The 25900-nt window shown below is 53.9% G+C and carries 21 protein-coding genes and 3 pseudogenes; 11 read left to right on the top strand and 13 right to left on the bottom strand.

The window, feature by feature from the left end:
- Positions 1 to 228 precede the first annotated feature (228 nt).
- From ACZ6J2_RS18650 to ACZ6J2_RS18635, 4 genes are all read right to left on the bottom strand, one after another.
- On the bottom strand, positions 229 to 591 hold the full coding sequence (locus ACZ6J2_RS18650) for a YibL family ribosome-associated protein (RefSeq protein ID WP_471726409.1): 363 nt from the start codon (positions 589 to 591) through the stop codon (positions 229 to 231).
- 58 nt (positions 592 to 649) lie between these two features.
- Positions 650 to 1240: a mannitol operon repressor MtlR gene (gene mtlR, locus ACZ6J2_RS18645; RefSeq protein WP_126330467.1), complete on the bottom strand. Its 591-nt coding sequence runs from the start codon at positions 1238 to 1240 to the stop codon at positions 650 to 652.
- The gene (gene mtlD, locus ACZ6J2_RS18640; protein ID WP_471726408.1) at positions 1237 to 2385 is read right to left on the bottom strand and encodes a mannitol-1-phosphate 5-dehydrogenase; all 1149 of its coding nucleotides are present in this window, start codon (positions 2383 to 2385) and stop codon (positions 1237 to 1239) included. Before mtlD ends, mtlR begins: the two co-directional genes overlap by 4 nt.
- Positions 2386 to 2483: 98 nt before the next feature.
- Positions 2484 to 4391 carry a PTS mannitol transporter subunit IICBA gene (locus ACZ6J2_RS18635; protein ID WP_023309922.1) on the bottom strand — a complete coding sequence of 636 codons (1908 nt, stop codon included), beginning with the start codon at positions 4389 to 4391 and terminating at the stop codon, positions 2484 to 2486.
- 658 nt (positions 4392 to 5049) lie between these two features.
- On the opposite strand from ACZ6J2_RS18635, the gene ACZ6J2_RS18630 reads away from it, so the two are divergent.
- From ACZ6J2_RS18630 to aldB, 6 genes are all read left to right on the top strand, one after another.
- Positions 5050 to 5406 (top strand): DUF3302 domain-containing protein, encoded by a 357-nt coding sequence (locus ACZ6J2_RS18630; protein WP_054830338.1) that lies wholly within the window; start codon positions 5050 to 5052, stop codon positions 5404 to 5406.
- 2 nt (positions 5407 to 5408) lie between these two features.
- Entirely contained in the window at positions 5409 to 6545 is a 1137-nt protein-coding gene (locus ACZ6J2_RS18625) for an HlyD family secretion protein (RefSeq protein WP_033147023.1), read from the top strand.
- A 90-nt stretch (positions 6546 to 6635) separates the two neighbouring features.
- Entirely contained in the window at positions 6636 to 7244 is a 609-nt protein-coding gene (locus ACZ6J2_RS18620; RefSeq protein WP_047059729.1) for a glutathione S-transferase, read from the top strand.
- 103 nt (positions 7245 to 7347) lie between these two features.
- On the top strand, positions 7348 to 8733 hold the full coding sequence (selA, locus tag ACZ6J2_RS18615) for an L-seryl-tRNA(Sec) selenium transferase (RefSeq protein ID WP_471726407.1): 1386 nt from the start codon (positions 7348 to 7350) through the stop codon (positions 8731 to 8733).
- The gene (gene selB / locus ACZ6J2_RS18610) at positions 8730 to 10577 is read left to right on the top strand and encodes a selenocysteine-specific translation elongation factor (protein ID WP_471726406.1); all 1848 of its coding nucleotides are present in this window, start codon (positions 8730 to 8732) and stop codon (positions 10575 to 10577) included. Before selA ends, selB begins: the two co-directional genes overlap by 4 nt.
- Positions 10578 to 10662: 85 nt before the next feature.
- Positions 10663 to 12201, top strand: coding sequence for an aldehyde dehydrogenase AldB (gene aldB / locus ACZ6J2_RS18605; RefSeq protein ID WP_471726405.1), 1539 nt, complete (start codon positions 10663 to 10665; stop codon positions 12199 to 12201).
- Here aldB and ACZ6J2_RS18600 read toward each other — a convergent pair.
- Positions 12198 to 13163, bottom strand: a complete 966-nt coding sequence (locus ACZ6J2_RS18600) for a LysR family transcriptional regulator (protein WP_065120817.1) — start codon at positions 13161 to 13163, stop codon at positions 12198 to 12200. The genes aldB and ACZ6J2_RS18600 overlap by 4 nt on opposite strands.
- A 117-nt stretch (positions 13164 to 13280) precedes the next feature.
- Between ACZ6J2_RS18600 and ACZ6J2_RS18595 the strand changes: the two genes are divergently transcribed.
- Both ACZ6J2_RS18595 and ACZ6J2_RS18590 read left to right on the top strand, forming a co-directional pair.
- Positions 13281 to 14021, top strand: a complete 741-nt coding sequence (locus ACZ6J2_RS18595) for a MipA/OmpV family protein (RefSeq protein WP_471726404.1) — start codon at positions 13281 to 13283, stop codon at positions 14019 to 14021.
- 289 nt (positions 14022 to 14310) lie between these two features.
- Positions 14311 to 14382: pseudogene (locus tag ACZ6J2_RS18590) on the top strand (type II toxin-antitoxin system HicB family antitoxin); the annotation flags it as partial.
- A gap of 35 nt (positions 14383 to 14417) precedes the next feature.
- Here the strand turns inward: ACZ6J2_RS18590 and ACZ6J2_RS18585 are convergent.
- Positions 14418 to 15494, bottom strand: coding sequence for a type I restriction endonuclease (locus tag ACZ6J2_RS18585; RefSeq protein WP_033147017.1), 1077 nt, complete (start codon positions 15492 to 15494; stop codon positions 14418 to 14420).
- Positions 15495 to 15690: 196 nt separating this feature from the next.
- A pseudogene (locus ACZ6J2_RS18580) lies at positions 15691 to 15792 on the bottom strand (hypothetical protein); the annotation flags it as partial.
- Between the two features lie 48 nt (positions 15793 to 15840).
- Here ACZ6J2_RS18580 and ACZ6J2_RS18575 point away from each other — a divergent pair.
- Positions 15841 to 16194 (top strand): annotated as a pseudogene (locus ACZ6J2_RS18575) (helix-turn-helix domain-containing protein); the annotation flags it as partial.
- Positions 16195 to 16287: 93 nt separating this feature from the next.
- On the top strand, positions 16288 to 16743 hold the full coding sequence (locus ACZ6J2_RS18570) for a 4Fe-4S dicluster domain-containing protein (RefSeq protein WP_471726403.1): 456 nt from the start codon (positions 16288 to 16290) through the stop codon (positions 16741 to 16743).
- Here the strand turns inward: ACZ6J2_RS18570 and ACZ6J2_RS18565 are convergent.
- From ACZ6J2_RS18565 to ACZ6J2_RS18545, 5 genes are all read right to left on the bottom strand, one after another.
- Complete coding sequence (locus ACZ6J2_RS18565) at positions 16727 to 18445, bottom strand: ShlB/FhaC/HecB family hemolysin secretion/activation protein (protein ID WP_471726402.1); 1719 nt, start codon at positions 18443 to 18445, stop codon at positions 16727 to 16729. The two genes, ACZ6J2_RS18570 and ACZ6J2_RS18565, sit on opposite strands and share 17 nt — an antisense overlap.
- Before the next feature lie 119 nt (positions 18446 to 18564).
- On the bottom strand, positions 18565 to 19362 hold the full coding sequence (locus tag ACZ6J2_RS18560; RefSeq protein WP_223862643.1) for a collagen-like triple helix repeat-containing protein: 798 nt from the start codon (positions 19360 to 19362) through the stop codon (positions 18565 to 18567).
- The gene (locus ACZ6J2_RS18555) at positions 19359 to 19535 is read right to left on the bottom strand and encodes a hypothetical protein (RefSeq protein WP_471726401.1); all 177 of its coding nucleotides are present in this window, start codon (positions 19533 to 19535) and stop codon (positions 19359 to 19361) included. The genes ACZ6J2_RS18560 and ACZ6J2_RS18555 overlap by 4 nt, the downstream gene beginning before the upstream one ends.
- 473 nt (positions 19536 to 20008) lie before the next feature.
- Positions 20009 to 21265: a valine--pyruvate transaminase gene (avtA, locus tag ACZ6J2_RS18550; RefSeq protein ID WP_033147014.1), complete on the bottom strand. Its 1257-nt coding sequence runs from the start codon at positions 21263 to 21265 to the stop codon at positions 20009 to 20011.
- A gap of 240 nt (positions 21266 to 21505) precedes the next feature.
- Entirely contained in the window at positions 21506 to 23536 is a 2031-nt protein-coding gene (locus ACZ6J2_RS18545) for an alpha-amylase (RefSeq protein ID WP_069303492.1), read from the bottom strand.
- A gap of 314 nt (positions 23537 to 23850) precedes the next feature.
- On the opposite strand from ACZ6J2_RS18545, the gene ACZ6J2_RS18540 reads away from it, so the two are divergent.
- Entirely contained in the window at positions 23851 to 24675 is an 825-nt protein-coding gene (locus tag ACZ6J2_RS18540; RefSeq protein ID WP_032661838.1) for a protein bax, read from the top strand.
- Between the two features lie 39 nt (positions 24676 to 24714).
- Here the strand turns inward: ACZ6J2_RS18540 and xylR are convergent, their stop codons facing one another.
- Complete coding sequence (xylR, locus tag ACZ6J2_RS18535; protein WP_471726400.1) at positions 24715 to 25893, bottom strand: D-xylose utilization transcriptional activator XylR; 1179 nt, start codon at positions 25891 to 25893, stop codon at positions 24715 to 24717.
- Positions 25894 to 25900 lie beyond the last annotated feature (7 nt).

Raw genomic sequence — 25900 nt, 5'->3', positions numbered from 1 at the left:
ACTCTGCGTCACAGGTTGTGTAAAAGTGGTCCTGCCAATGTTGTGTTGTAGGGTTAATGACAATGAATGGTTAACCAAATGTTATGGTCAGGCAATGAGTTTGTGAGCGGAAATAATGGAATTGTGAACCGGGGAAGAAAGAAAAGGGGGATTGGTTGGGCCAATTTGAAGCAGGGTGGGGCCTGATGCCCTCACCCCGGCCCTCTCCCACAGGAAGAGGGGGAAGTATCAGAACGCGGTCTTACAAAAGCCCGTCATCTCTTTCAGGCCCATTTCGCGGCCAAGCTCGGTCATCGGGTGTACCACCACCAGACCACGGACGCTTTTCTTCAGCTTGCCCATGTCGGCCTGTTCTTTTTTGGTGATCGCACGGCGGTGCGGCATGTTCATCAGCTTCTGCGCTTCTTTGCTCAGCTTCTGGCCTTTCAATTCGCGCAGACGCTCGATTTCTGTTTCCAGCGTGGCGGCTTCTTTTTCCAGCTCGGCGTACTTCTCGGCGGAATCGACCAGTGACAGGCCAGCCATCTGGTGGCGGATCAGATCCAGGCGGTCGCTCAGGCGTTTAATTTCGTTCTTTTCGACTTCTTTCATGACAAATAACTCTGAAAACGGGGAATTTACAGGGAAGGATACACCAATGTGAGCAGGCTTACTTCTGAAACGCTTTTTTTAAGCTGATTCGAGAAATCAGCTCAGTCAGGGAGAGAACCATCGTGGAGCGGACAACCTGTTGATAACGCAGCTTTTGCATCGCGTATAGCTCAGGGTCGCTGTTATCAAAATGGGGAGCAGGGGGGAGCGCGCTGACGCAGTGCAGCTCGCCGAAGGGCCCCAGGATCTCATCATCGGTAAAGGTGTACTCGTTACCGTCATGATTGAGCTCTTCGCGCAGAGCCATTAACAGCTCCGCATCTTCATACTCTTGTCGGTTGAGCACGCCAAGACCATAAATCAGCTTCAGACGCACGGATAAATCGCCCAGCGGTCCGTCTCCGTCCAGTAACGGTTCTACAGCATACTTTACCGCGTAGTCGTCTTTGCGAAACACCTGAAGCACCAGGATATTCACCGCCTCGGTTAACAGCTCGACGGCGGCAATCAGGAAGCTTCGTACGGTTTTGCCAGCATTCAGACGCTCAAGCACACGATTTTCAAAGGCCTGGGTTTGTTCCATTATTGCCTGCATATCTGACAATCTATTATTTGGGCGCAGGTTAACCTGCGCCGCACTGTGCATCATTTGGTTGCGTTGTATGCGTTAACCGCCTCCACAACCACGTCGCTGTTGGCGTCCAGACCGGAAATCTGCGCCAGCGCAGCCTGCGCGCCTTTGTCATCAATCAGCTGAGCCAGTTCCTGCGCCTGTGGGTCCTGCTCGCTGCGGTAGTGCATCGCGGCGGCAATCCCTTTCACCAGGTTGGCGTGCGGCAGGCCGTATTCCAGCGTGCCCAGCAGCGGCTTAATCAGACGGTCGCCCGCGCTCAGTTTGCGCAGAGGCTGACGGCCCACGCGCTCAACGTCATCTTTCAGATACGGATTTTCAAAGCGACCGAGGATTTTCTGGATGTATGCTGCGTGTTTATCAGCATCAAAACCGTAGCGTTTGATCAGCACCGCGCCGCTCTCTTCCATTGCCCCTTTCACCACCGCGCGGATCTTCTCATCGAGGATCGCGTCACGAATGGTCTGATGACCGGCCAATTTTCCGAGGTACGCGGTTATAGCATGCCCGGTGTTCAGCGTGAAGAGTTTGCGTTCGACGAATGCCATCAGGTTATCGGTTAATTCCATTCCCGGAATGGTCGGCAGGGCGCCTTTAAACTGGGTTTTATCAACGATCCACTCGCTGAAGGTTTCCACGGTCACTTCCAGCGGGTCGTTGGTGGCGGATTCAGACGGCGGAACGATACGGTCCACGGCGGAATCCACAAACCCGACGTGCGCTTCAACCCAGGCTTTGTCTTCGTCCGCAACAGCGTTGAGCACGTGACCTTTCAGCTGCGTGGTGCCGCGCACCATGTTTTCACAGGCGATGATGTTCAGCGGAGTGTCGATGCCCTGCGCTTTACGTTTTACCAGGCCTTTCGCAACCGCAGGAGCGATGCGCTCAAGAACGACCGGACCCACGGCCGTGGTGACCAGATCGACGCTGGCGATCAGGTCGATAACGTCTTCACCGATGCTGCTGACCGCGTTGACGCCGGATACCGTCTCAACCTGCTCGTTTTCACCGACTACATGGACCTGATAGCTATGACGCGCATTCAGGGCATCCAGGACCACCTGATTCACATCGGCGAATGTCAGCGTAATGCCCGCGTCTGCCAGCAGTTTACCGATAAAACCACGACCGATGTTACCTGCGCCAAAATGTAATGCTTTCATAGTGTTAACCTTCATCAATGTTTTTACCCGAGAGGGCTGGGGTGAGGAACGCTTCCCCTCACCCTAGCCCTCTCCCCAGAGGGGAGAGGGAAGAGAACTTATTTGTTAAGAAGTGCCAGGACTTCTTCCACGCTGGTGGTGCTCGCCAGACGCGCAATGACAGACTCATCGTCCAGCGCGTTGGTCAGGCTGGTAATCACCTGAATGTGCTCATTGTTGCGAGCGGCGATACCAATCACCAGACGGGCGATGTCGTCTTCTTCTTCACCGAAGCGCACGCCCTGCGGATACTGACAGAATACGACGCCGGTTTTCAGGACGCGATCTTTCGCTTCAACCGTACCGTGCGGCACCGCGATGGATTCGCCCAGGTAGGTTGGCGTCAGTTTTTCGCGTTCCAGCATCGCGTCAACATATTCAGGCTGAACGTAGCCGCCTTTCACCAGCTGCTCGCCGGCAAAGCGAATCGCTTCTTCTTTGGTTGCCGCTGTGCGACCGAGGAAGATGTTTTCCGCACCCAGTTTGAACAGGTGGGCGTTGCTCTCGTCAAAGCTGTCCTGCAGGCTTGAGCGCACTTTCACTTCATTGTCTTCGTGACGCTGCGCCGCAACCAGACGTTCGGTCAGGCTGGTGTACAGACCGCTGTCGAGGAAGTTAGTCAGCGAGATGTGCTGTGCCTGCGGCACCTGACGCATGGCGCGTTCGGTCAGGTCGCGGTGCGTGATGACCAGGTCAACGTCCGGCGGCAGGCTGTTAATGGCGCTGTTGGTGACGGAGATGTTGGTCAGGCCCGCATCCTGCACTTTCTTACGCAGCACGCCTGCACCCATTGCGCTGGAACCCATACCGGCGTCACAGGCAACGATGATTTTACGCACGTGGCTCAGGTCGTTAGACACGTCGCCAGCCGCCAGCGGGGTCGCGCCTTTGGATTCGGCTTTCATGTCGTGCATACGACGGGTCGCCGCTTCAATATCGTCATCTTCTTTCACTTTGCTGGTTTTCAGCAGGATAGAAGAGACCACGAAGGAGACGGCCATGGCCGCACAGATGGCCGCGATGTTAGCGAAATACGCCCCTTTTGGGGTCATCGCCAGCACCGCCAGGATAGAACCCGGAGAAGCTGGAGACACCAGACCGCCGCCCAGCACGCTCAGGGTGAACACGCCGGTCATACCGCCAAGGATAACGGCCAGGATCAGACGTGGGTTCATCAGCACGTACGGGAAGTAAATTTCGTGGATACCGCCCAGGAAGTGAATGATTGCCGCGCCGCCAGCAGACTGCTTAGCGCTGCCGCGACCAAAGAACATGTACGCCAGCAGTACGCCCATACCCGGACCTGGGTTAGCTTCAATCAGGAAGAAGATAGACTTGCCGAGATCGTGAGACTGCTGAATACCCAGCGGCGAGAAGATACCGTGGTTGATGGCGTTGTTCAGGAACAGGATTTTCGCCGGTTCAACGAAGATAGACGCCAGCGGCAGCATGTCGTGCGCCACCATAAAGTTAACGCCTGCCGCCAGAATTTTGGACAGCACTTCAACCGCAGGGCCAATGCCGAGGAACGCCAGAATCGCGAGGATCATCCCGATGATGCCCGCAGAGAAGTTGTTCACCAGCATTTCGAAGCCGGATTTGATCTTACCATCAACCCAGACGTCGAATTTCTTAATCGCCCAGCCGCCCAGAGGACCGGCAATCATTGCACCGAGGAACATCGGCATATCCGCACCGACGATAACACCCATGGTCGTGATGGCACCTACTACGCCACCACGGTCACCGCCCACCAGACGACCACCGGTGAAACCGATGAGCAGCGGCAGGAGATAGGTAATCATTGGGCCAACAAGTTTCGCCAGCGTTTCGTTAGGCAACCACCCTGTCGGAATGAACAATGCAGTGATGATACCCCACGCGATAAACGCGCCGATATTTGGCATCACCATGTTGCTGAGGAAACGACCAAAGCTTTGAACTTTGATCTTGAAATCGGATGACATAAAACACCCCTTCTTCTGTTTACGCTTAGGCTTGCGGCCCGAGGTTTATTGTTAATGAGGCGGCAGAGGTAGCCGGGCCCTGTTCTGATGCTGTGAAATCTGGCACTGAATCGTTCAACTGTCCAGACAGCGAAAATTTGTGTGACGCACATCACGTAAAGGTAGGGGGTGTGGATGTCAATGAGGTGATCTTAGTCACAAAAAAGGTGGGCAAAAAAATACGACGGCGAGAAATGCGGCAAAAACCATCCTTTTATGTGATGGTTGTCACGATTTGGTTTTGTGGGTTTGTTTCTGGATTGTGACTGATTTCACAAAATATTTTTATGCAGATTTCTCCGGCTGCGATCGGCGGCAAACTCTGCTTAGCGATTCGGCGTCAGGATGGCATAGCGCGACACGTTAAGCTAAAAAACCACTTTTGAAGTGTGGTATGGCGAAAAGTTAAAACGTGGATTACGCTCATATTGTAAGGTTAAGTATATTATTATTCAGGATATATTTTGACACGCTTATAAACTTGCACGGAGATATTATAAAAAACGATACTCCCCGGCTCTGAAATAACCAGCATACCTTCTGTATTTCAAAATAAATTAATTAGGTTGCGTACTGTTTTATTAATTCAATGAGTTGACGTTGTTTAAGTGAGGAGAATATGTTTCTCAACTATTTTGCGCTGGGCGTATTGATTTTTGTATTTCTGGTTCTCTTTTATGGAATCATCGCCATCCATGACATTCCTTATAATATGGCCAAAAAGCGTAACCATCCGCATGCCGATGCGATTCACACGGCAGGCTGGATTAGCCTGTTTACGCTCCATGCCATCTGGCCGTTCCTGTGGATATGGGCCACGCTGTACCGTGAGGATCGCGGCTGGGGGATGCAAAACCACATCACCAAGCCTGATGAGGTTCCGGGCATGGATGCGCTGGCCAAACGCGTGGCCGAATTAGAACAAAAACTGGCCGCGGTACATCCCGCTGCTGATAAGAACACGCTGGAGCGCTAATCATGGATCTGTTAATTATTTTGACCTATGTGGCATTTGCCTGGGTGATTTTTAAAATATTCCGTATTCCGGTAAACCAGTGGACGCTTGCCACCGCGACATTAGGCGGGGTGTTTATTGTTGCCGGACTTATTCTGTTAATGAACTATAACCATCCGTACACCTTTACGGCGCAAAAGGCGGTTATTTCTATTCCAATTACGCCGCAGGTTACCGGGGTGGTCAGTGAAGTGACCGATAAAAATAACCAGCTAATTAAAAAAGGCGAAGTGTTATTTAAACTGGATCCGGGCCGCTACCAGGCGCGCGTCGACAGACTCCAGGCCGACCTGGTGACCGCAACGCACAATATCGACAATCTGAAAGCGCAGCTTTCGGAAGCGGTCGCCAATACCACCCGCGTGTCGGCTGAACGCGATCGTCTGTTTAAAGATTATCAGCGCTACCTGAAAGGCAGCCAGGCAAAGGTGAATCCGTTTTCTGAAAGCGATATCGACAACGCGCGCCAAAATTATCTCGCACAGGATGCGATGGTGAAAGGCTCCGTTGCCGAACAGACGCAGATTCAAAGCCAGCTGGACAGCATGGTGAACGGCGAGCAGTCGCAGATTGCCTCCTTACGCGCGCAGCTTGCTGAAGCCAAATACAACCTGGATCAGACCGTGGTCCGTGCGCCAAGCGATGGCTACATCACCCAGGTGCTGATCCGTCCGGGGACGTACGCCGCCGCGCTGCCGCTGCGTCCGGTGATGGTCTTTATTCCTGAACAGAAGCGTCAGATCGTGGCCCAGTTCCGTCAGAACTCGCTGCTGCGCCTGAAGCCGGGCGATGAAGCGGAGGTGGTGTTTAACGCGCTGCCGGGCCAGGTGTTTACCGGTAAACTCACCAGTATTCTGCCGGTGGTGCCGGGAGGCTCCTATCAGGCGCAGGGCGCGCTGCAGTCGCTGACGGTGGTGCCGGGAACGGACGGCGTGTTGGGTACTATCGAGCTGGATCCGAATGCGGAAGTCGATGCGCTGCCAGACGGTATCTATGCCCAGGTGGCGGTCTATTCGGACCATTTCGCCCACGTCTCGGTGATGCGTAAAGTATTGCTGCGCATGACCAGCTGGATGCACTACCTCTATCTCGATCACTAATCCTTCCAGGGCAGGAATGCGACACGCGTACCTGCCCTTTTTTCATCGCTTGATCCATACTGACTTTTTTCCGGCATCAAGGATCAGGCAATGAAACTCATCGGTAGCTACACCAGTCCCTTCGTGCGAAAAATCTCGATTCTCCTGCTGGAGAAAGGGATTGAATTTGAATTCATCAATGAACAGCCCTACAACGCTGAAAACGGCGTCGCGCAGTACAACCCGCTGGGGAAAGTCCCGGCGCTGGTGACGGACGAGGGCGAATACTGGTTCGATTCCCCGATTATTGCGGAGTATATCGAGCTGCTGGGCGTTGCCCCGGCAATGCTGCCGGCTGACCCAAAAGCGGCGCTGGCGCTGAAGCAAATTGAAGCCCTGGCCGATGGCATTATGGATGCGGCGTTAACCTCCGTGCGTGAGCAGGCCAGGCCCGCCGCCCAGCAGTCGGAAACGGAACTGTTACGCCAGCGGGAAAAAATCAGCCGCAGCCTGGACAGGTGCGAACAGCTTATCCGGGAGGGAAAGATTCAAACCGACAGCCTGAACCTGGCAACTATCGCTATCGCCTGCGCCATCGGCTATCTCAACTTCCGCCGGGTTTCCCCTGGCTGGTGCGTCGACCGTCCGCTGCTGGTGAAACTGGCAGACACGCTTTTTAGCCGCGAGAGCTTTGCCCGGACAGAACCGCCAAAGGCTTGACGCGGGTTATAACACTTCGGCGTCGGAGGCGGTACAATCCCTCCACATGTTAACTCCCTCTCCCGTCGGGAGGGGGGAAGATATTTACTCGCCAGGCGCTTTCATGACTACTCATCATTCGCTGTACAGCCAGATCCCCGCTACCGACCGTCTCCTTCGCGAGCCCCGCATTCATGCTGCCGTTGAGCGTTTTGGCCATACCGCGACGGTGGAGATGTTACGCCTGCTTCAGGACGAAGCCCGATGCGCTATTCAGGCAGAAAACGCCTTGCCCGACTGGTGCGCGGCGTGGGAGCAGGAAGTTGAGCACCGGCTGGATGAGAAAGCGCAAAGCGCATTACGCCCGGTGATTAACCTGACCGGTACCGTGCTCCATACCAACCTGGGCCGCGCGCAGCAGGCGGAAGAGGCGGTTGCGGCGGTTGTGCAGGCCATGCGTGCGCCCGTGACGCTGGAGTACGATCTGGACGGTGCCGGACGCGGGCATCGTGACCGGGCGCTGGCGGACCTGCTGTGCCAGCTGACCGGCGCGGAAGATGCCTGCATTGTGAATAACAACGCCGCAGCGGTACTGCTGATGCTGGCGGCGACCGCCAGCGGCAAAGAGGTGGTGGTTTCCCGCGGCGAGCTGGTGGAGATTGGCGGGGCGTTTCGTATTCCGGACGTGATGCGCCAGGCGGGCTGCGCGCTACATGAAGTGGGCACCACTAACCGTACCCATGCGAAAGATTATCGCGCGGCGGTGAATGAAAATACCGCCCTGCTGATGAAGGTCCACACCAGCAATTATCATATTGAAGGCTTCACCAAAACGGTTGAAGAGGCAGAGCTGGCGGCGATTGGCCGCGAACTGAATATTCCGGTGATTGCCGATCTCGGCAGCGGCTCGCTGGTGGATCTGAGCCTTTACGGGCTGCCGAAAGAGCCGATGCCGCAAGAGATGATTGCCGCAGGCGTTAGCCTGGTCAGCTTTTCCGGCGACAAGCTGCTGGGCGGGCCGCAGGCCGGGATTATCGTCGGCAAGCGCGAGCTGATTGCGAAGCTGCAGCAGCATCCGCTCAAGCGCGCCCTGCGAGCCGATAAAATGACGCTTGCCGCGCTGGAGGCAACGCTGCGGCTCTATCTCCATCCGGAGAAACTGGCCGACCGCCTGCCCACGCTGCGTCTGTTAACCCGCGATGCCGCTTCGATTCGCGCCCAGGCCGAATTACTCCTGCCGCGCATTGCCCCGCACTACCCCGATTTTGACGTTCGCATTGAACCCTGCCAGTCGCAGATTGGCAGCGGTTCGCTGCCGGTGGACAGACTGCCGAGTGAAGCGCTCACGTTCACCCCGCGTGACGGGCGCGGCAGCCACCTTGAAGCTCTGTCGGCGCGCTGGCGTGGCCTTCCCGCGCCGGTTATCGGGCGGATTTACGATGGCCGAATGTGGCTGGATCTGCGCTGCCTTGAAGATGAAGAGCGATTTCTGGAGATGTTGTTGAAATGATTATTGCCACCGCCGGTCATGTCGACCACGGAAAAACCACGTTGCTGCAGGCGATTACCGGCATAAATGCCGACCGCCTGCCGGAAGAGAAAAAGCGCGGCATGACCATCGATCTGGGCTATGCCTACTGGCCCCAGCCTGACGGCCGCGTACTGGGTTTTATTGATGTTCCGGGGCATGAAAAGTTTCTGTCCAACATGCTGGCGGGCGTGGGGGGTATCGATCATGCCCTGCTGGTGGTGGCCTGCGATGATGGCGTCATGGCGCAAACTCGTGAGCATCTGGCGATCCTGCAGCTGACCGGTAACCCGCAGCTGACCGTGGCGCTGACCAAAGCCGACCGCGTGGATGACGCACGCGTCAGCGAGGTGCGCGAAGCGGTACAGGCGACCTTGCAGGAGTATGGTTTTGCCGATGCACCGCTTTTTGTCACCGTGGCGACAGAAGGGCGCGGTATCGATGAACTTCGCCACCACTTACAGCAGCTTTCGTCGCGTGACCACGCCAGCCATCACCGCTTCCGTCTGGCGATTGACCGGGCGTTTACCGTGAAAGGCGCGGGGCTGGTGGTGACCGGTACGGCGCTGAGCGGTGAAGTGAACGTAGGTGATACGCTCTGGCTGACGGGCGTTAACAAGGCGATGCGCGTGCGTGGCTTACATGCGCAAAACCAGCCCGCGGAGCGTGCTCATGCCGGGCAGCGGATCGCGCTGAACATTGCCGGGGATGCGGAAAAAGAGCAGCTTAACCGCGGGGACTGGCTGCTGGCCGATGCTACACCTGAACCGTCTGAACGCGTCATTGTCTCCCTGCAGACAAACGTGCCCCTGACCCAATGGCAGCCGCTGCATATTCACCATGCGGCCAGCCATATCACCGGGCGCGTGTCGCTGCTGGAAAACGACCTTGCCGAACTGGTATTCGATTCTCCGCTCTGGCTTGCAGACAACGATCGTCTGGTTCTGCGTGATATTTCCGCGCGGGAAACGCTGGCCGGGGCACGGGTGGTCGCGCTGAATCCACCGCGACGCGGCAAGCGTAAACCTGAATATCTGCAGTGGCTGGCTGCTCTGGCGCAGGCCAGCGATGATAACGCCGCGCTGCGGGTGCATCTTGAGCGCGGTGCGGTGAGCCTGCGTGATTTTGCATGGGCACGCCAGCTGAGCGAGAAAGGGTTACGCCTGCTGGCCCAGCAGCCGGGCTTTATTCAGGCTGGAAACAGTCTGCTAAACGCCCCGGTTGCGGCACGCTGGCAGCGTAAGATACTGAACACGCTGGCGACGTACCATGAACAGCATCAGGATGAGCCTGGCCCGGGCCGTGAGCGTCTGCGGCGCATGGCGTTGCCGATGGAAGACGATGCGCTGGTGCTGCTGCTGATTGAAAACATGCGCGAAAGCGGGGCGATCAAAAGCCACCACGGCTGGCTGCATCTGCCGGATCACAAGGCCGGTTTCACCGCAGAACAAGAGGCTATATGGCAAAAAGTGGCCTCGCTGTTTGGCGATGAGCCATGGTGGGTTCGCGATCTGGCCCGCGAAACGAATACCGACGAGCAGGTAATGCGTCAGGTATTGCGCCATGCGGCGCAGCAGGGGCTGATAGTCGCGATCGTGAAGGATCGTTATTACCGTAACGATCGCATTGTGGCGTTTGCGAACCTGATCCGCGAGCTGGATCAGGAGCGAGGCTCTACCTGCGCAGCCGATTTCCGCGACCGGCTGAACGTGGGCCGCAAGCTGGCGATTCAGATCCTGGAGTATTTCAACCGCATCGGCTTTACCCGCCGTCGCGGTAACGATCATTTATTACGCGATTCGTTATTATTTCCTGAAACTCCGTGACCCCCGTCGTAAAGCCGTTACCGGTTGGCGAGAAAATCGCCAGCCGGAACTACCCTTGATGTACACCAACAGCAAGGAGACGGTCATGACAAACAATCCTCCCTCATCGCGTATCCAGCCCGGCGAGTATGGTTTTCCCCTCAAGCTGAAGCCTCGTTATGACAACTTTATTGGCGGCGACTGGGTAGCTCCCGTCGACGGCGAATACTATTCCAACCTGACCCCCGTAACCGGCCAGCCGCTGTGCGAAATAGCCAGCTCCGGCAAGCGCGATATCGATCTGGCGCTGGATGCGGCGCACAAAGCGAAAGATAAATGGGGCCATACCTCCGTTCAGGACCGCGCGGCCATTTTGTTCAAAATCGCCGACCGGATGGAGCAGAATCTGGAGCTGCTGGCGACGGCGGAAACCTGGGATAACGGCAAGCCGATCCGGGAAACGATGGCGGCAGACGTGCCGCTTGCCATCGACCACTTCCGCTATTTTGCCTCCTGCATTCGCGCTCAGGAGGGGGGAATAAGCGAGGTAGACAGCGACACCGTGGCGTATCACTTCCACGAGCCGCTGGGCGTCGTCGGGCAAATCATTCCGTGGAACTTCCCGCTGCTGATGGCGAGCTGGAAAATGGCGCCCGCGCTGGCGGCCGGGAACTGCATTGTGCTGAAACCGGCGCGTCTGACCCCGCTCTCGGTGCTGCTGCTGATGGAAATCGTTGGCGATCTTCTGCCGCCGGGCGTGATTAACGTGGTCAACGGTGCGGGCGGTGAGATAGGGGAATATCTGGCTACCTCTAAACGGATTGCTAAAGTGGCGTTTACCGGGTCGACGGAAGTGGGCCAGCAGATTATGCAGTACGCCACGCAGAACATCATTCCGGTAACCCTGGAGCTGGGCGGGAAATCCCCGAACATCTTCTTCGCGGACGTGATGGAGGAAGAAGATGCCTTCTTCGACAAAGCCCTGGAAGGGTTTGCGCTGTTTGCGTTTAACCAGGGCGAAGTCTGCACCTGCCCAAGCCGCGCGCTGGTGCAGGAGTCCATCTATGAGCGCTTTATGGAGCGGGCCATTCGCCGCGTCGAGTCTATCCGCAGCGGTAACCCGCTCGATAACGTCACGCAGATGGGGGCGCAGGTCTCGCACGGACAGCTGGAAACCATCCTCAACTACATCGATATCGGCAAGAAAGAGGGGGCGGATATTCTGACCGGCGGTCGCCGTAAGGTGCTCGGCGGGGATCTGCAGGAAGGGTATTACCTTGAGCCAACGATCCTGTTCGGTCAGAACAACATGCGCGTCTTCCAGGAGGAAATTTTCGGACCGGTGCTGGCCGTAACCACCTTCAAAACGATGGAGGAGGCGCTGAAGATTGCCAACGACACGCCGTATGGCCTGGGAGCCGGCGTCTGGAGCCGCAACGGTAATCTGGCCTATAAAATGGGCAGAGGCATTCAGGCCGGGCGCGTCTGGACCAACTGCTACCACGCCTATCCGGCGCATGCGGCATTTGGCGGTTATAAGCAATCGGGCATTGGGCGTGAAACCCACAAGATGATGCTGGAACATTATCAGCAGACAAAATGTTTGCTGGTCAGCTACTCCGATAAACCGCTGGGGCTATTCTAATCGCCCAGCTCAGGCCGTCCATGGGCGGCCTGAGCAATTTGCTGGCGCAGGCAGTTCAGAACGCCATCCAGAACGTATTGCACACGCCAGGGCTGGTATTCGCGTTTGCGGAAGATGGCCGTCAGATCGAGCCACCACTCTTCCTGATGCGGGAAGCAGGGAACCAGCATCCCTTGCGTTAATTCTTTTTTCAGACTCTCTTTTGGCGCAAAAACAATCCCAAGATTATTTCTTGCCAGCTCCAGGGCCGTCTGCGTATTGTCGCAAATATAATTACCGGTCACCCGGTAGTCATGCACGCTATCACTGCCGTGCACGCGGAAACGCCAGATGTTTGCATCATCGATCAGCATGGAATCAATGAGAATACAGGAGTGATTAATTAAACCTTCAGGTCCCGTTAAGGGGTGTTTATTTAAATATTCTACGGTAGCGAATGCCGTAACAGAATATTTTGTTAACACGCTGGCAACCAGACTTTCGTCTTTCGGCGGCGCATAGGTAATTAAAATGTCGCAGTCATCCGGAAAAGAAACGCCTTCTGAAAATTCATTCCGATCCAGGTTATAGGTTTTCAGGGAGATGCGGATGTCACCGATATCTTCTATCTGATGGATCACGTGGCGCGCGAGATAGGTTACGATACCTGTAGGGGCATAGATCGTGACCTTTCCGCGCTTTTCATGCTTATAATCAGCAATAAAATTAACGAGTTGACTGTTCTTATCCAGCGTGGCATCAATGTACGGGAGTAACGCTTCCCCAAACTGGGTCAGAGCCAGCTGCCGCGTGGTGCGCTCAAAAACCTTGAGTCCAACCCGCGTTTCAAAATCAGACAGATATTTACTGACGTTGGCCTGCGCCATGCCCAGCAGGGCGGCGGCATCACCAATGCTGTGGGTGGCTGCGATGACGGATATAATTTTTAACTCGCGCGGCTTTAGCTGTAATTTATTCATCATGCACACCCATCTATATGATTTTGTATATAATATTATATAAACCGCAGCGTTGCATTGGCAAATTTGTAACCATTATTATGCGCCTCGCTTGTTTGGCATTTTAATGGATTACATGTAATGACTATTAAATACAATTTACTCATCGCTGCCACGTTATTTGCAACATCCTCAGCAATGGCCGGTGACTTTTCACTAGGAGCGGGGGCTGTATTTAATGAGTCTCCTTACAAAGGCTATAACGAAAATACTACCGCAGTACCGTTAATTAGCTACGAAGGCGATAGCTTTTATGTTCGCCAGACCACGGGCGGATGGATCCTGTGGAAAGACGCAAAAAATGAACTCAGCCTGACCGCATCGTGGATGCCGCTGCATTTCGATCCTGATGACAACGACGACCATCAGATGAAAAAGCTTGATGAGCGTAAAGCCTCTGCCTTCCTCGGTGGCGCGTACTACCGCCACGAAAGCTGGGGTTCGCTGAAAGTGGCGGTCTCGGGCGATGCCACGGATGAAAGCGGCGGTATGATCGGCGAGGTTTCTTACTTCCGTCCAATCAGGATGGAACGCCTGACCCTGACGCCCTCTGTCGGTATTTTCTATAGCGACAAAAGCTATAACGACTACTACTACGGCGTATCCGGCAGCGAGTCTCGCCGCTCAGGTCTGGATGAATACACCGCCGGTGACAGCTGGACGCCATACGTTGGCCTTGCGGCCAAATATCAGTTAACCCAGAAGCTGTATCTTAATGCCAGCGCGGTCTACACCGTATTGCCTGACGATGTGAAGAACAGCCCGATGATCGACCGCGACGACAGCTTCGCGCTGATGACCGGTCTGACCTGGCGTTTCTGATGCGCTAAAGCCGGGTGGCGGCTTCGCCTTACCCGGCCTACATGGACTGCCATCGCAGTTTTACGTAGGCCCGTGCAAGCAAAGCGCCGCCGGGCATATTTGAGAGTACCGATCTCCCGTTTTCCCTTCCCGTCATGACTTCCACATTAATATTCCTGATACGCTAATGCGATCTGCGCCATCAATAAAGATGTGCATCATGTGTATCATTGTTAAAGAAAATCAAACCGGGTACTCTCGTCCGGATTTGACGACGGGCGGGAATTAAGCACGGATATCAGGAGTCGCTATGTTTTATCCGGCTTACATTCATTCTGACTTCGACGGTAGTGCCAGCGGCTTTTTCCCTGACGTTCCAGGCTGAGGCAGCACGTCGCGTGCTGCCTGGGTAAAAAATTAATTATATAGAGCTGCTGTCGCTTTCAGGATATCAGCAAAGGAATAGATATCATCGACTGTCGTTATAGGATGACGCGTTTCGTTTTTTTCTATGTCGAAAAGTCCGATGTATTTTTGCGTACGATTAAAATGCAATCGGCAAAGGGGTTTGCGGTTGTTGTCATCTACAAGAATACCAAAGTAACTTTTGGTATCTCTGTGAGTTATACGGGGTGCCTCCAGTACTGCTCTGGTGATTGCTTTAACAATATGATATCCCTCGAGCTCCTCTAGCGTTGTAACCACATCACTTTCATCTTTATGTTCGTCTTCCTCAATCTGTGATGACTCATTTGGAGTATCGATGATCGCTGGGGTTATGCCCGTAATAGCTGACTTAAGTCGCTCATTAACCTGATCATTTATGTACTGGCTTGCAGCTTTTTTGGTCAAGTTAAAAAAAGACTCTCTGACTTTTTGAGTCAGAATCCCATCATAAACCCGGGATGCAAAAAATTTCACAAAGTCATCTTCAGGATTATTTAGCTGAGAATGCAGGATTTTTTTGATTTGGCTGACATATTTTAATTCACCAGCAGCATTGATAATTGATTCTAAATCAAACGAAGACTTAGTTAATTTTTTTAGCTCAGGTATTATATTTTCGTCAATATCAAGAAGATCTACTTCCAAAAATGGTTTTTCATCCATTTTATTGGGAGCATCCAGATCTGTAAAAAATTTATAATTTTGTCCATTGGTGAGGATTGAAATTCTGGCGTTTGTTACATGAAAATACCTGAATAACTGCGAAGCATGATTTATATTTAATGGTTCGCCAATTTTCTTACATTCAATAAGTATCTGAACGTCATTATTTTTCATTATAGCATAATCGATTTTTTCGCCCTTTTTTGTACCAACATCACAGACAAACTCAGGTGTTACCTCTGAAGGATCAAAAACATCATAACCCAGAACGTTATGAATGAATGGCATTACAAATGCAGTTTTTGTTGCTTCTTCAGTATTAATTACATCAAGTTGTTGTTTTATTTTATTTGATAAGGCATTTAATCTTTCTGTGAATTCCATGGGATGTCCTTATTTTTAGCTGTGTGTCTTTATGGAATAACACTAAAATGCATGTCAGACAATGGTATACCTGAGCTGAACTGCTGCAAAAAAACAATACCGAGGGTTAGATCACATTGTCTTTCAGTCGATGATTATCAGTGAACTCGGCATCACCGATGCTCGATAAAAATATTATATATTCATAAAGGTGGCATTATTCTTGTTTATGTTTATCCACCCAAATCCGCATCTCTGCTACTCCCCTATTTGCCCAACTGAACCGGGGTATAAAGGTTAGCGTGCAGTGCTGGCGCTGGAGATGATTTTATAGCAGGTGTCGCTCTCTTCAGGGAATGGAGACAGCGTGGATCAGGCCGGTGCGGCGATGGCGTGGAAGGCGAAGCAGCTTATTCGCACGCAGTTTCATTTACCGCTTTCGACGTCGCAGCTGGAAAAAGCGTTGCACTGCAATGCCGATTACCTGGGGCGCGTATTTCGCCGGACTTTCCATTTAACCCTGACGGAGGCGATACATCGCCAGCGCGTCAGGGCAGTGGAAAAGCTGTTGCTGGATGGCTCTGCGTCGCTTACCTAAGTAGCAAACCGCTTTGGTTTTAATGACGTGGGCTATTTTCGGCAAATATTTTCAAAGCATACGGGCTTAACACCTGCCGTCTGGAAACGGCGGTATTGTAAAGAGCATAATAATTCCGGCTGAGCGCCTCCTGTTTGACCCATCACACCTTCGCTGAATCGGGCATTATGTAAGATGTGTGCAGTACCGGCTTTTAACGTGCGCGAGGCGTAACACATGAACCGATTTATCATGGCGGATGCGGAAAAATGCATTGGGTGCCGCACCTGCGAAGTGGCCTGCGCGGTGTCGCATCAGGACGCCGTCTCCGCTCGTGCCTTTGCGCCCCGCCTTCGGGTAGTTAAGGGAAATTCATACACTACGGCAGTGGGTTGCCATCAGTGCGAGGACGCGCCGTGTGCCAACGTCTGTCCAACCCATGCCATCAGCCGTACGGCGGGAGCCTGGCTCGTTGAGCAGACGCGCTGCATTGGGTGCAAAAGCTGTGTGGTGGCGTGTCCGTTCGGGGCGATGCAGGTGCGCCTGGAGGGAAATAAGGCGCAGGCGCTGAAATGTGATTTATGCCTGCATCGCGAAGGCGGACCGGCCTGCGTGGAGGCCTGTCCAACCCACGCGTTGCGATGCGTTGATCCTGCCAGGATTCGGGCTGAAAAGCTTACTGCATTTTATTGAAATTCCACGTAAACGTCAGACTGTAGCGCCAGTCCCTGTTGCGACTGTCTGTCGGAACATCCCCGACGGGTCGTGCCGCCTCAACCGTGACGCTATAGTGGCGCGTATCGCCTATCATCACCCCGGTAGCCACTGACCCGAGCCGCTGATGAGGCAAACCGGACGTGTTAAACCAGGTTTGCGCGGTATCGGCCAGGATATAGGGCTGGATGGTGGCAAGCCAGGTGCTCTCTTTTCGCATCTTGATATAGCGCAGTTCTACCTGCCCGCCATAGCCGTAATCACCGCTTGCTTCACTGTCCTGATATCCACGGCCAAAGCGCTGGGCACCGAAGCTAACGCGTTCGGGCTCTGGCAATGTGTTATTTGACCAGTCTCCCTCCCAGGATGTTGATAGCCGCCATTTATCGGCAAACAGCCAGGCTGCGTCTAAATAGCTTTTTGTGAGCGTAAAATTAATATCGGGTTTAGGGACTGAGACGATATCGGCTCCCATCGCATCAATACCCTGTCGTACGTTGAGTCTGCCGCTGATGCTGGCGGTTGTGAATTGATGTGCACCATTGATACCCACTTCCAGCGCCGGATAACGCGCGTGTTGGTTGACGGAGTCCAGACTGTAGGTTTTGCCCTGCAGTCTGGCCTGCAGGGCATAGTCATCCTGGCGGTCGGTATAATCAAAACCGCTGGTCAGATTAATTTGTGATTTTTGCGTCAGCAGCAATGGATAGCCAAACGTGACGCCGCCGTTGTATTGCGTTGTTTTTTGCTTCGAATCGACCTGAATATTATTGGGCAAAGTGAGCAGGGGGGAAAAATCCCGTGGATTTTCACGGTAATAGCTGCCTTTGATCTGCATCGTCAGACCTTCATCGTTTAAAAACTGCTGCCAGTTCAGACCCACATAGTTTTTTCGCGTGTTGCTATCTAACGGTATAAGCGTAGCCACGCCAAGCTGATCGCCATAGCTTGTCAGGTTGCTGAGCGTCCCGTTCAGCATCATTAAATCTTGCCCTTTACGGGTGTCGATCGTGGAGGCGATATTCCAGCTCCGCTCCTGATTACCGGTTATCTGCATCGCCGCCGCGCCATAGATATTGGTTGGCAGCTGCGCGTTGGCCGTGACCGGAACGTTCGGGGTGCGGGTCATCAGCTGGCTATATCGATCGAACGTATCCTGAGACAGCGGTTTTTCCGCCATGATTTTTTCTGACAAGCGTTTTAGGCGCGCGGCGATATTGGGGTTGTTACTGGTTATGTCGCTGTGCGCCACGTACCCTTCGACCAGGACAATTTTAATATTTCCCTGCTGGAAATTATTATCGGGCAGCCAGGCATAGGAGAGCGGAAAACCGTCGGCCTTGTAGCGCGCCGTAATATCATTTACCAGCCCCGTAAGCGTTTTTAGCGGCACGGTTTTTCCGGCGTAAGGCCTGAAGGGGTTAAGTAATTCCTGCAAGGGATAACGCGTGCCGCCAATAAACTGAATGTGATGAATGGTAATGGGCGTTTCAGGCGTCAGCGTTGACTGCGGTTTTTCTATTTTGACTTTCGGCTGTGGGACGGTCTCAGTCTGTTCTGGGGCAACGTTACGAGAAACTTGCGCCGGGTTATCAGGGTTAATAATAGAGGGCAGTGTATCGGCGCGGGCCATGCTCAACACAACCAGCCCCGTCAGCGAAAAAAGGAAATGGTTTTTCATCGCGCTATCCCTGTTCATCATTCCCGGTTAGGGGGAGTGTCGCTGTACGAAGCGCCCCTGAAGCAGGGGCGCAGAAAGGCAATAACCGTTTTACTGTTTTGGCGTCAGTAGACCGGTGGTTAACGTGTTGTTGTGCTGGCCGTAACGCCCGACGTCAGGGTATTGAGGGTTGTATTGACCGTCGCACCCAGGCTGTTGTTCGTGGCCGCCACATTTGCATTAGCTGTGAGAGAGCCTGATCCTCCTCCGGTCGTCGAGGTGGCGGGTTTCACTAGCGTACCGGTATCTGTCACCGTCTGGCCGACGTTTTGAACGACCTGACCTACGCCGCTAAGCCCGCTATTACTGCTGCTAACGTTGGTACCTACGCCGCTCACGGTGTTTCCTACCTGCGTCAGCAGGCCGTTGACCGGAGTACCCAGACCTGTTGTGGTGCCCACGCTTTGCGTCACGCCTTGTACACCGCCCAGCGTCTTGTTCACCACAGTCGTGGTATCGGTCGTTACCTGAGCTACCGCAGGGCTACTGACCGTGTTGGTTAAACCTGTGCCGGTGTTACTGACTAACTGCCCGGTACTGTTTACCACGCTGCCCGTCAGGCCTGTTACGCCGCTAACCGGTGTTCCCGATGTCGAACTTGCCAGGCCCGTGCCTACCGTAGAGACGGTATTGCCCAATGAGGTGACCGACGTGGTCACGCCCTGAACCGTCGTACCAACACCGTTCGCGTTGCCCGGATCGCCAATGCCGGAGGTGACGCCTGTCCCCACGGTAGAAACGGCGCTGCCAACACCGCTGACGGTGGTTGACACGGTTGATGTGACAGGATTATTTGTCGGGATCTGGCTTCCCAGACTGTCCACCGTAGAGCCGACGCTGGTCACCGTTTTACCGGCATCACCCAGCACAGTATTCACCCCACCAGTGGTTGTGCCGCCACTGCCCGTTCCGGTTCCTCCGCTGCCGTTACCTCCGGTTCCCGTTCCTGAGCCTGAGCCCGAGCCTGTCCCTGAACCTGAACCTGAACCTGAACCTGAGCCTGAGCCAGATCCGTTACTGCCTGAACCACCATTATTAGCTGTTGTGCCACTTCCATCACCCGAGCCGGTATTACTTCCGGTTGCGGGGTTATTTTTGGCTGTTGAGTGAGATCCGCCACCGCTTCCACTGCAGGCAGAAAGAGAGAACGCGAGCAGTACCGCAGCAGCAATTACGCTGATGCGACTAGCATTATTAGGTAGCATAAAAATACTCCACGCAATAGAACGCCGAGCGGCGTATTAGTGAGTATATGCAGTATTTTAAAAATGCACACAGACTCGCTTCGAGGATATTTTTTTACCAGCGTTGTTTGTTTTAAATCTTATATAACAATGAGTTGATTAATTTATTATTTAACGTCTACTTAATTATTTTTGAATTACTATAGTTCCATTAAAACAACAGGAATTATCCTAAATAATCCCTTTAAATAATAGGGGAGTAAAGCTGAAGGATATATCCTTTATAAAATATATAGATCACGATAAAAAATAAGGCTCTTCATCCGAAGAGCCTTAATATTTAACAATTGCCTTCGCGCCAGGCTTTTTCAATTTCTTCGGCGAGAATTTTAACACCCGCTTCGATTTTTTCCGGATCGGGTACGTAGTTCATGCGCATGCACTGGTGCGTATGCGGCCACGGCTTATCCAGTCCCGGGAAGAAATAATCGCCCGGTACCATCAGAACGCCGCGCTTTTTCAGGCGCTGGTAGAGCAGTTCGGTGGTGACAGGCAAATCCTTAAACCACAGCCACAGGAAAATTGCTCCTTCAGGTTTGTGGATCAGGCAGCGTTCTTCCGGCAAATAGCGGCGAAGTATCGCAATCGTCTCCTGAACGCGCTGGTAATAGAATGGCTTGATCACGTCATTCGACAGACGCAGCAGGTCGTTGCGCTTAATCATTTCACACATCATCGCCGGGCCAATGCCGCCCGGTGAAAGGCTGATAATGCCGTTCATATTGGTAATGGCGGTGATGATTTTCTCGTTGGCGATGATGATGCCGCAGCGGCTGCCCGGCAGACCCAGCTTAGAGAGGCTCATGCACAGGACAATGTTCGGGTTCCACAGCGGACGTGCTTCGCTGAAGATAATGCCCGGGAACGGCACGCCGTAGGCGTTATCGATCACCAGCGGAATGCCGTGCTGATTCGCCAGCGCATCCAGCTTCATCAGTTCGTCGTCGGTGATCACGTTGCCCGTTGGGTTAGTCGGGCGCGATACGCAGATCATGCCCGTCTCTTCACCAATATGCAGGTGTTCAAAATCGACGTGATATTTGAACTGGCCTTCCGGCAGCAGCTCGATGTTCGGGCGCGCGGAGACGAACAGATCCTCTTCCAGGCCGGAATCAGCGTAGCCGATATACTCTGGTGCCAGCGGGAACAGCACTTTTTTGGTGGTGCCGTCGGCGCGACGCCCTGCGAACAGGTTAAACAAGTAGAAAAACGCGCTCTGACTGCCGTTTGTCAGTGCAATATTCTGTGGTTCGATATCCCAACCCAGCTCGTCACGCAGCATTTCGGCGAGGAGTGCCAGCAGTTCGGTTTTACCCTGCGGGCCGTCGTAATTGCAAAGCGCATCGGTTGCTTTGCCGCTTTCCAGCATCTGAGCGAGCAGCGTCTGGAAATAGGTATTCATCTCCGGGATTTGAGCCGGGTTTCCGCCGCCGAGCATGATTGCGCCCGGTGTGCGCAGCCCGTCGTTGAGATCCTCCATCAGGCGAGTAATGCCTGAATGGCGGGTAAATTTGTCGCCGAAAAGTGAAAACGTCATAGCAGGTGATCTGTCGAGCTTATTTTGAAAGTGGGTAACCATAACGCTAGCACCGTGCTGGTGCAAATCGGGTGATGTGGTCGGATTTGTTGTTTTATATGGCGGAAGTGTATTTGTGTAGTGAATAGTTCTGGTGGGTTTCCCCTCACCCCGACCCTCTCCCAAAAGGGAGAGGGGGAAAAGACGGCGCCGTGCGGTTCCCTCTCCCCTGCGGGGAGAGGGTTAGGGTGAGGGGGTGAATTATTGATTACCTGCCCATACCACCATTACCTTATCGCCATTATGCTCGCGCACGAATCCATACCCCTCGTTCAGCGACAGCGTGGTTTGTTTGCCTTCACCAATCGCCGGGTGGCGGGCGCGGAACTGGCCCAGCGTTTGCCAGTGGGCGACAGTTAGGGCCTGCTTGCCCGTGACGTCCTGCCAGTTCATATCTGACCGGGTGCCCTGTAATGGATCAGAACCCGTCGGACCGAACGGACGCTCGGATTCATCACCGTAATAGATTTGTACGCTGCCCGGAGCCAGCAGAAGCAGCTCCGCCGCGCGCTGACCCCCTTCGCGGAACAGACGCGTATCGTGTGATGAGAGATAGCTCAGCACGTTGAAGCTTTGCAGCTTTTCCGCCATCTGCTGCCAGGTGAGATCCATATCGGCCAGGCAATCCACCGCTTTTGCCGCCTGCTCCTGATAGTCAAAGTTGATCATCGCATCAAAACCGTGGCGGTAATAATCGCTTTGCATCACCCCGTGGCCCCAGGACTCCCCGGTCATCCAGAACGGTGCGTTGTCGAGCTTTTTGTCCGGGTTCGCCCCTTTCCAGGCGGCCAGCGCCTGGCTTGCCTGGTCTTTCAGCTGTTGCCAGGCCGCAAGCTCAACGTGTTTCGCCGTATCCACCCGGAAACCGTCGATGCCGTAGTCACGTACCCACTGGCTGAGCCAGTGGGTCAGATAATCGCGCGGGGTATATACGGGGATGGCCTTCGCGTGGGTGTCGGGCTTGTGTTGGTAAAAGTTAGGCAATCCGGAAGGCGTCGTGGATTCCGTTTTCAGATCCGGCAGAAATGCCAGCGACATGGTCAAATCGTCGAAGCCGGGGTTGTCGTAATCGCCGATGTCCGTGCGGATCCATTTTTTGCCCCACCATTTCTCCCATGCGGCTTTGTCGCTGAAGTTGATGTAGTCGTTAAAGCTGTGCCAGCTTTGGCCCGCGCCCGGCTTCCAGTCCGTCCAGCGTTCTCCCAGCGTCTTTTTCAGCTCATCACCCTGAAGGTACAGGGCACCAAACTGAAATTCCTGCATGTCTGCCAGCGTGGCATAGCCAACGTGGTTCATGACGATATCAAACAGAACGCGGATCCCGCGCTTGTGCGCTTCGTCGACAAGATGGCGTAAATCATCTTCGGTTCCCATGTTGGCGTCGAGCTTCGTCCAGTCCTGGGTGTAGTAGCCGTGATAGGCGTAATGCGGGAAATCTCCTTTTGTGCCACCGCCTACCCAGCCGTGGATCTGCTCAAGCGGAGAGCTTATCCAGAGCGCGTTCACCCCCAGCTGCTGTAAATAATCGAGCTTGCCGGCAAGTCCTTTGAGATCCCCGCCGTGGAAGGTGCCAATCTCCTGCATACCGTCTTTATGACGACCGTAGCTGTTGTCGTTGCCCGGGTCACCATTCACATAACGGTCGGTCAGCACAAAATAGACGGTGGCGTTTTGCCAGCTAAACGGCGCAGGCTTGTCGGTTTCGGCGCGCTCAAGCAGCAGCAGGCCGTTACCGTGGGCGGCTGGCTGCAGGGTGATTTTTCCATTCTGCACCGTCGCCGTCTGTTTACTGTAGTAGTCGCGCACGACGGAGCCTTCCGGGAAGGTATCGCCGACGTCCAGCGACAGCGGTTTACCGTCCCACTTCGGACACTGGCGGATGACGTTTGCAACCGGCTGTTCTGCGGCACTCTGAATCGTCAGCAGCAGGGTGGGCGTGCCGGAGCGGGTATCAATCCGCATCTGGTAGTCACCGTCGCGAAAAAGGCGCCACTGCGGCGGCGTGCCGTCACAGGGCTTGAGCGACAGCATCTCATTGAGTTTTATCGCGTCCGCAGGCTGCCAGCACGTCTTGTCAAAACTCAGCGTCAGAGGACGCGTACCCTTCGCAAGCTTTGCCTGGCTTGTGAAGACCCCGGTGCCTTCGGCGCTAAATGCGCTAAACCCAGGCGATGACCAGTCGGCATGCGCCAGTGCGGGTAACATCAGAAAGGCTAATGCGGTACGTTTCATTCCTTTTTCCTGTCGCGGCATTTTTGACCAGTGTGCCATCAGGCGAGGGGCAAAAACTCATCCCCTGTCGCTTTCTGCCGGGAGGAAGCGTGAGGATGAGTGATCTCGCGCAAAATTAGGCAGTTATCTGCGATAGCGCACACAGTTTTTGTGGGATGATGTTTTTATGAGCAAGTTTCAGGTGACATAGTTTCGGAATTGGACTATTTCTATACGTGCTCTTGAAGTCTATTTTTGATATGATTTGAGATTCCGCTCTCAAATTTGTGAAAAAAATAAGGTGTTGGGATGATTACATCCGACCAGGAGACCTAATGATATCGACTCCCATTCGACGATATGGGGCTGCGATACTCATGTTACTCACCACGGCATTTTCGGGTGAGGTGCTTGCGAAGACGCACACGGATACAACGAGTAAGAAAGCCCACGTAATAAAGACGACAAGTAGTAAGGTTAGCAGTAAACAAGAGTATTCTCGCAATAGTGCAAAGAGTAGTTCACTTCCTGATTTGCGAAAATACCCTTCCGGAACACCAAGGAAAAAAGCGTTTCTCCGGACGGTAATGCCTTACATCACGAGTCAAAATGCCGCGATTACTGCGGATCGTAACTGGCTAATTTCCAAGCAGTACGATAGCCGCTGGTCGCCGTCAGAGCGCGCGCGTCTGAAAGATATCACGAAGCGCTACAAGTTGAGCTGGAACGGTAACACGCGTCGTGTGCCGTGGAATGCTCTCCTTGAGCGTGTAGATATCATCCCGGGCAGCATGGTTGCGACCATGGCTGCTGCCGAAAGCGGCTGGGGTACTTCTAAGCTTGCGCGTAGCAACAACAACCTTTTCGGCATGAAATGTGTGAAAGGTCGTTGTAATAATGCCCCTGGCAAGGTGAAAGGCTATTCGCAGTTTGAATCTGTGAAAGATTCCGTCAGCGCCTATGTGGTGAATCTGAACACGCATCCGGCCTACTCATCGTTCCGTAAATCACGCGCTCAGCTGCGTAAAGCGGACCAGGAAGTGACGGCCAGTACGATGATCCACAAGCTGAAAGGTTATTCGACAAAGGGACAGAGCTATAACAACTATCTGTTCGCCATGTACCAGGATAACCAGCGCTTAATCGCCGCCCATATGTAATCTCGAAAAAACGCCTTCCACTGGAAGGCGTTTTCTTTTCTATATCAACACCTCGCTGTGGCGATCCCGATACTCCTTCGGCGTGGTGTCATACTCCTTGCGAAACACGGAATAGAAATATTGCAGAGACGGGTAACCGCACATCTGCGAGATTTCGTTGATCGACAGCGACGTGGAAATGAGCAGGCTGCGTGCTTTCTCCAGCTTTTCAGCATGGATGACGGCATGAATGGTTTCGCCCACCTCTTCTTTAAAACGCTTCTCCAGATTCGAACGCGAAATGCCCACCGAATCCAGCACCTGATCGACCTTTATCCCTTTGCAGGCGTGGTTGCGAATGTAGTGCATGGCCTGAATGACGGCCGGGTCGCTTAAGGAGCGATAATCGGTTGAGCGACGTTCCACGACGCGGACAGGAGGCACAAGCAAACGCTGAAGCGGCAGAGATTCTTTATCGAGCAGACGATGCAGCAGCTTCGCCGCCTGATAGCCCATCTGACGCGTGCCCTGTGCAACGGAGGAGAGCGCCACGCGAGACAGATAGCGGGTCAGTTCTTCGTTATCAATGCCAATCACGCACAGCTTTTCGGGCACAGGAATGTGTAAGTGTTCGCAGACCTGCAGCACGTGACGCGCGCGAGCGTCCGTCACGGCGATAATACCGGTTTGCGGCGGCAGCGTTTGCAGCCAGTCCGCCAGGCGGTTTTGCGCGTGCTGCCAGTTTTCTGGCGCTGTCTCCAGCCCCTGATAGACCACGCCACGGTATTTCTCCTGCGCGACCAGCTGGCAAAACGCGTGTTCTCGCTCAACGGCCCAGCGCTTGCCGCTGGTGGCCGGTAACCCATAAAACGCGAAGCGATGGACGCCTTTCTCTTTTAAATGGAGAAAGGCGGCCTCGACCAGGGCATGGTTATCGGTGGCAATATAGTGGACCGGCGGATAGTGTTCGGGCGCATGATAGGAGCCGCCGACGCCCACAATCGGGACGTCGACGTTGGTCAGCAGCTGTTCGATGACGGGATCGTCATAGTCGGCGATGACGCCATCGCCCAGCCAGTCTTTGATGTTCTCCAGACGGGTGCGAAAATCTTCTTCAATAAAAATATCCCATTCGGATTGCGACGCCTGCAAATATTCACCAACACCTTCCACCACCTGACGGTCGTAGGCCTTATTGGCATTGAATAACAACGTAATGCGGTGACGCTTTTCAAACATGGCTCAC

The organism is Enterobacter sp. E14S, from assembly GCF_055666685.1.
The sequence above is the reverse complement of the archived record's forward strand: the minus strand, read 5'-3'. Positions and strand labels throughout refer to the sequence as shown.

Bases quoted from the DNA above. Each gene is read 5' to 3' on its own strand.
- mtlD (WP_471726408.1), bottom strand. From the start codon at position 2,385: ATGAAAGCATTACATTTTGGCGCAGGTAACATCGGTCGTGGTTTTATC.
- ACZ6J2_RS18620 (WP_047059729.1), top strand. From the start codon at position 6,636: ATGAAACTCATCGGTAGCTACACCAGTCCCTTCGTGCGAAAAATCTCG.
- ACZ6J2_RS18565 (WP_471726402.1), bottom strand. From the start codon at position 18,445: ATGAAAAACCATTTCCTTTTTTCGCTGACGGGGCTGGTTGTGTTGAGC.
- ACZ6J2_RS18635 (WP_023309922.1), bottom strand. From the start codon at position 4,391: ATGTCATCCGATTTCAAGATCAAAGTTCAAAGCTTTGGTCGTTTCCTC.
- ACZ6J2_RS18545 (WP_069303492.1), bottom strand. From the start codon at position 23,536: ATGAAACGTACCGCATTAGCCTTTCTGATGTTACCCGCACTGGCGCAT.
- avtA (WP_033147014.1), bottom strand. From the start codon at position 21,265: ATGACGTTTTCACTTTTCGGCGACAAATTTACCCGCCATTCAGGCATT.
- aldB (WP_471726405.1), top strand. From the start codon at position 10,663: ATGACAAACAATCCTCCCTCATCGCGTATCCAGCCCGGCGAGTATGGT.
- selB (WP_471726406.1), top strand. From the start codon at position 8,730: ATGATTATTGCCACCGCCGGTCATGTCGACCACGGAAAAACCACGTTG.
- ACZ6J2_RS18600 (WP_065120817.1), bottom strand. From the start codon at position 13,163: ATGATGAATAAATTACAGCTAAAGCCGCGCGAGTTAAAAATTATATCC.
- ACZ6J2_RS18540 (WP_032661838.1), top strand. From the start codon at position 23,851: ATGATATCGACTCCCATTCGACGATATGGGGCTGCGATACTCATGTTA.
- ACZ6J2_RS18625 (WP_033147023.1), top strand. From the start codon at position 5,409: ATGGATCTGTTAATTATTTTGACCTATGTGGCATTTGCCTGGGTGATT.
- xylR (WP_471726400.1), bottom strand. From the start codon at position 25,893: ATGTTTGAAAAGCGTCACCGCATTACGTTGTTATTCAATGCCAATAAG.
- ACZ6J2_RS18650 (WP_471726409.1), bottom strand. From the start codon at position 591: ATGAAAGAAGTCGAAAAGAACGAAATTAAACGCCTGAGCGACCGCCTG.
- selA (WP_471726407.1), top strand. From the start codon at position 7,348: ATGACTACTCATCATTCGCTGTACAGCCAGATCCCCGCTACCGACCGT.
- mtlR (WP_126330467.1), bottom strand. From the start codon at position 1,240: ATGATGCACAGTGCGGCGCAGGTTAACCTGCGCCCAAATAATAGATTG.
- ACZ6J2_RS18585 (WP_033147017.1), bottom strand. From the start codon at position 15,494: ATGGAATTCACAGAAAGATTAAATGCCTTATCAAATAAAATAAAACAA.
- ACZ6J2_RS18595 (WP_471726404.1), top strand. From the start codon at position 13,281: ATGACTATTAAATACAATTTACTCATCGCTGCCACGTTATTTGCAACA.
- ACZ6J2_RS18630 (WP_054830338.1), top strand. From the start codon at position 5,050: ATGTTTCTCAACTATTTTGCGCTGGGCGTATTGATTTTTGTATTTCTG.
- ACZ6J2_RS18570 (WP_471726403.1), top strand. From the start codon at position 16,288: ATGAACCGATTTATCATGGCGGATGCGGAAAAATGCATTGGGTGCCGC.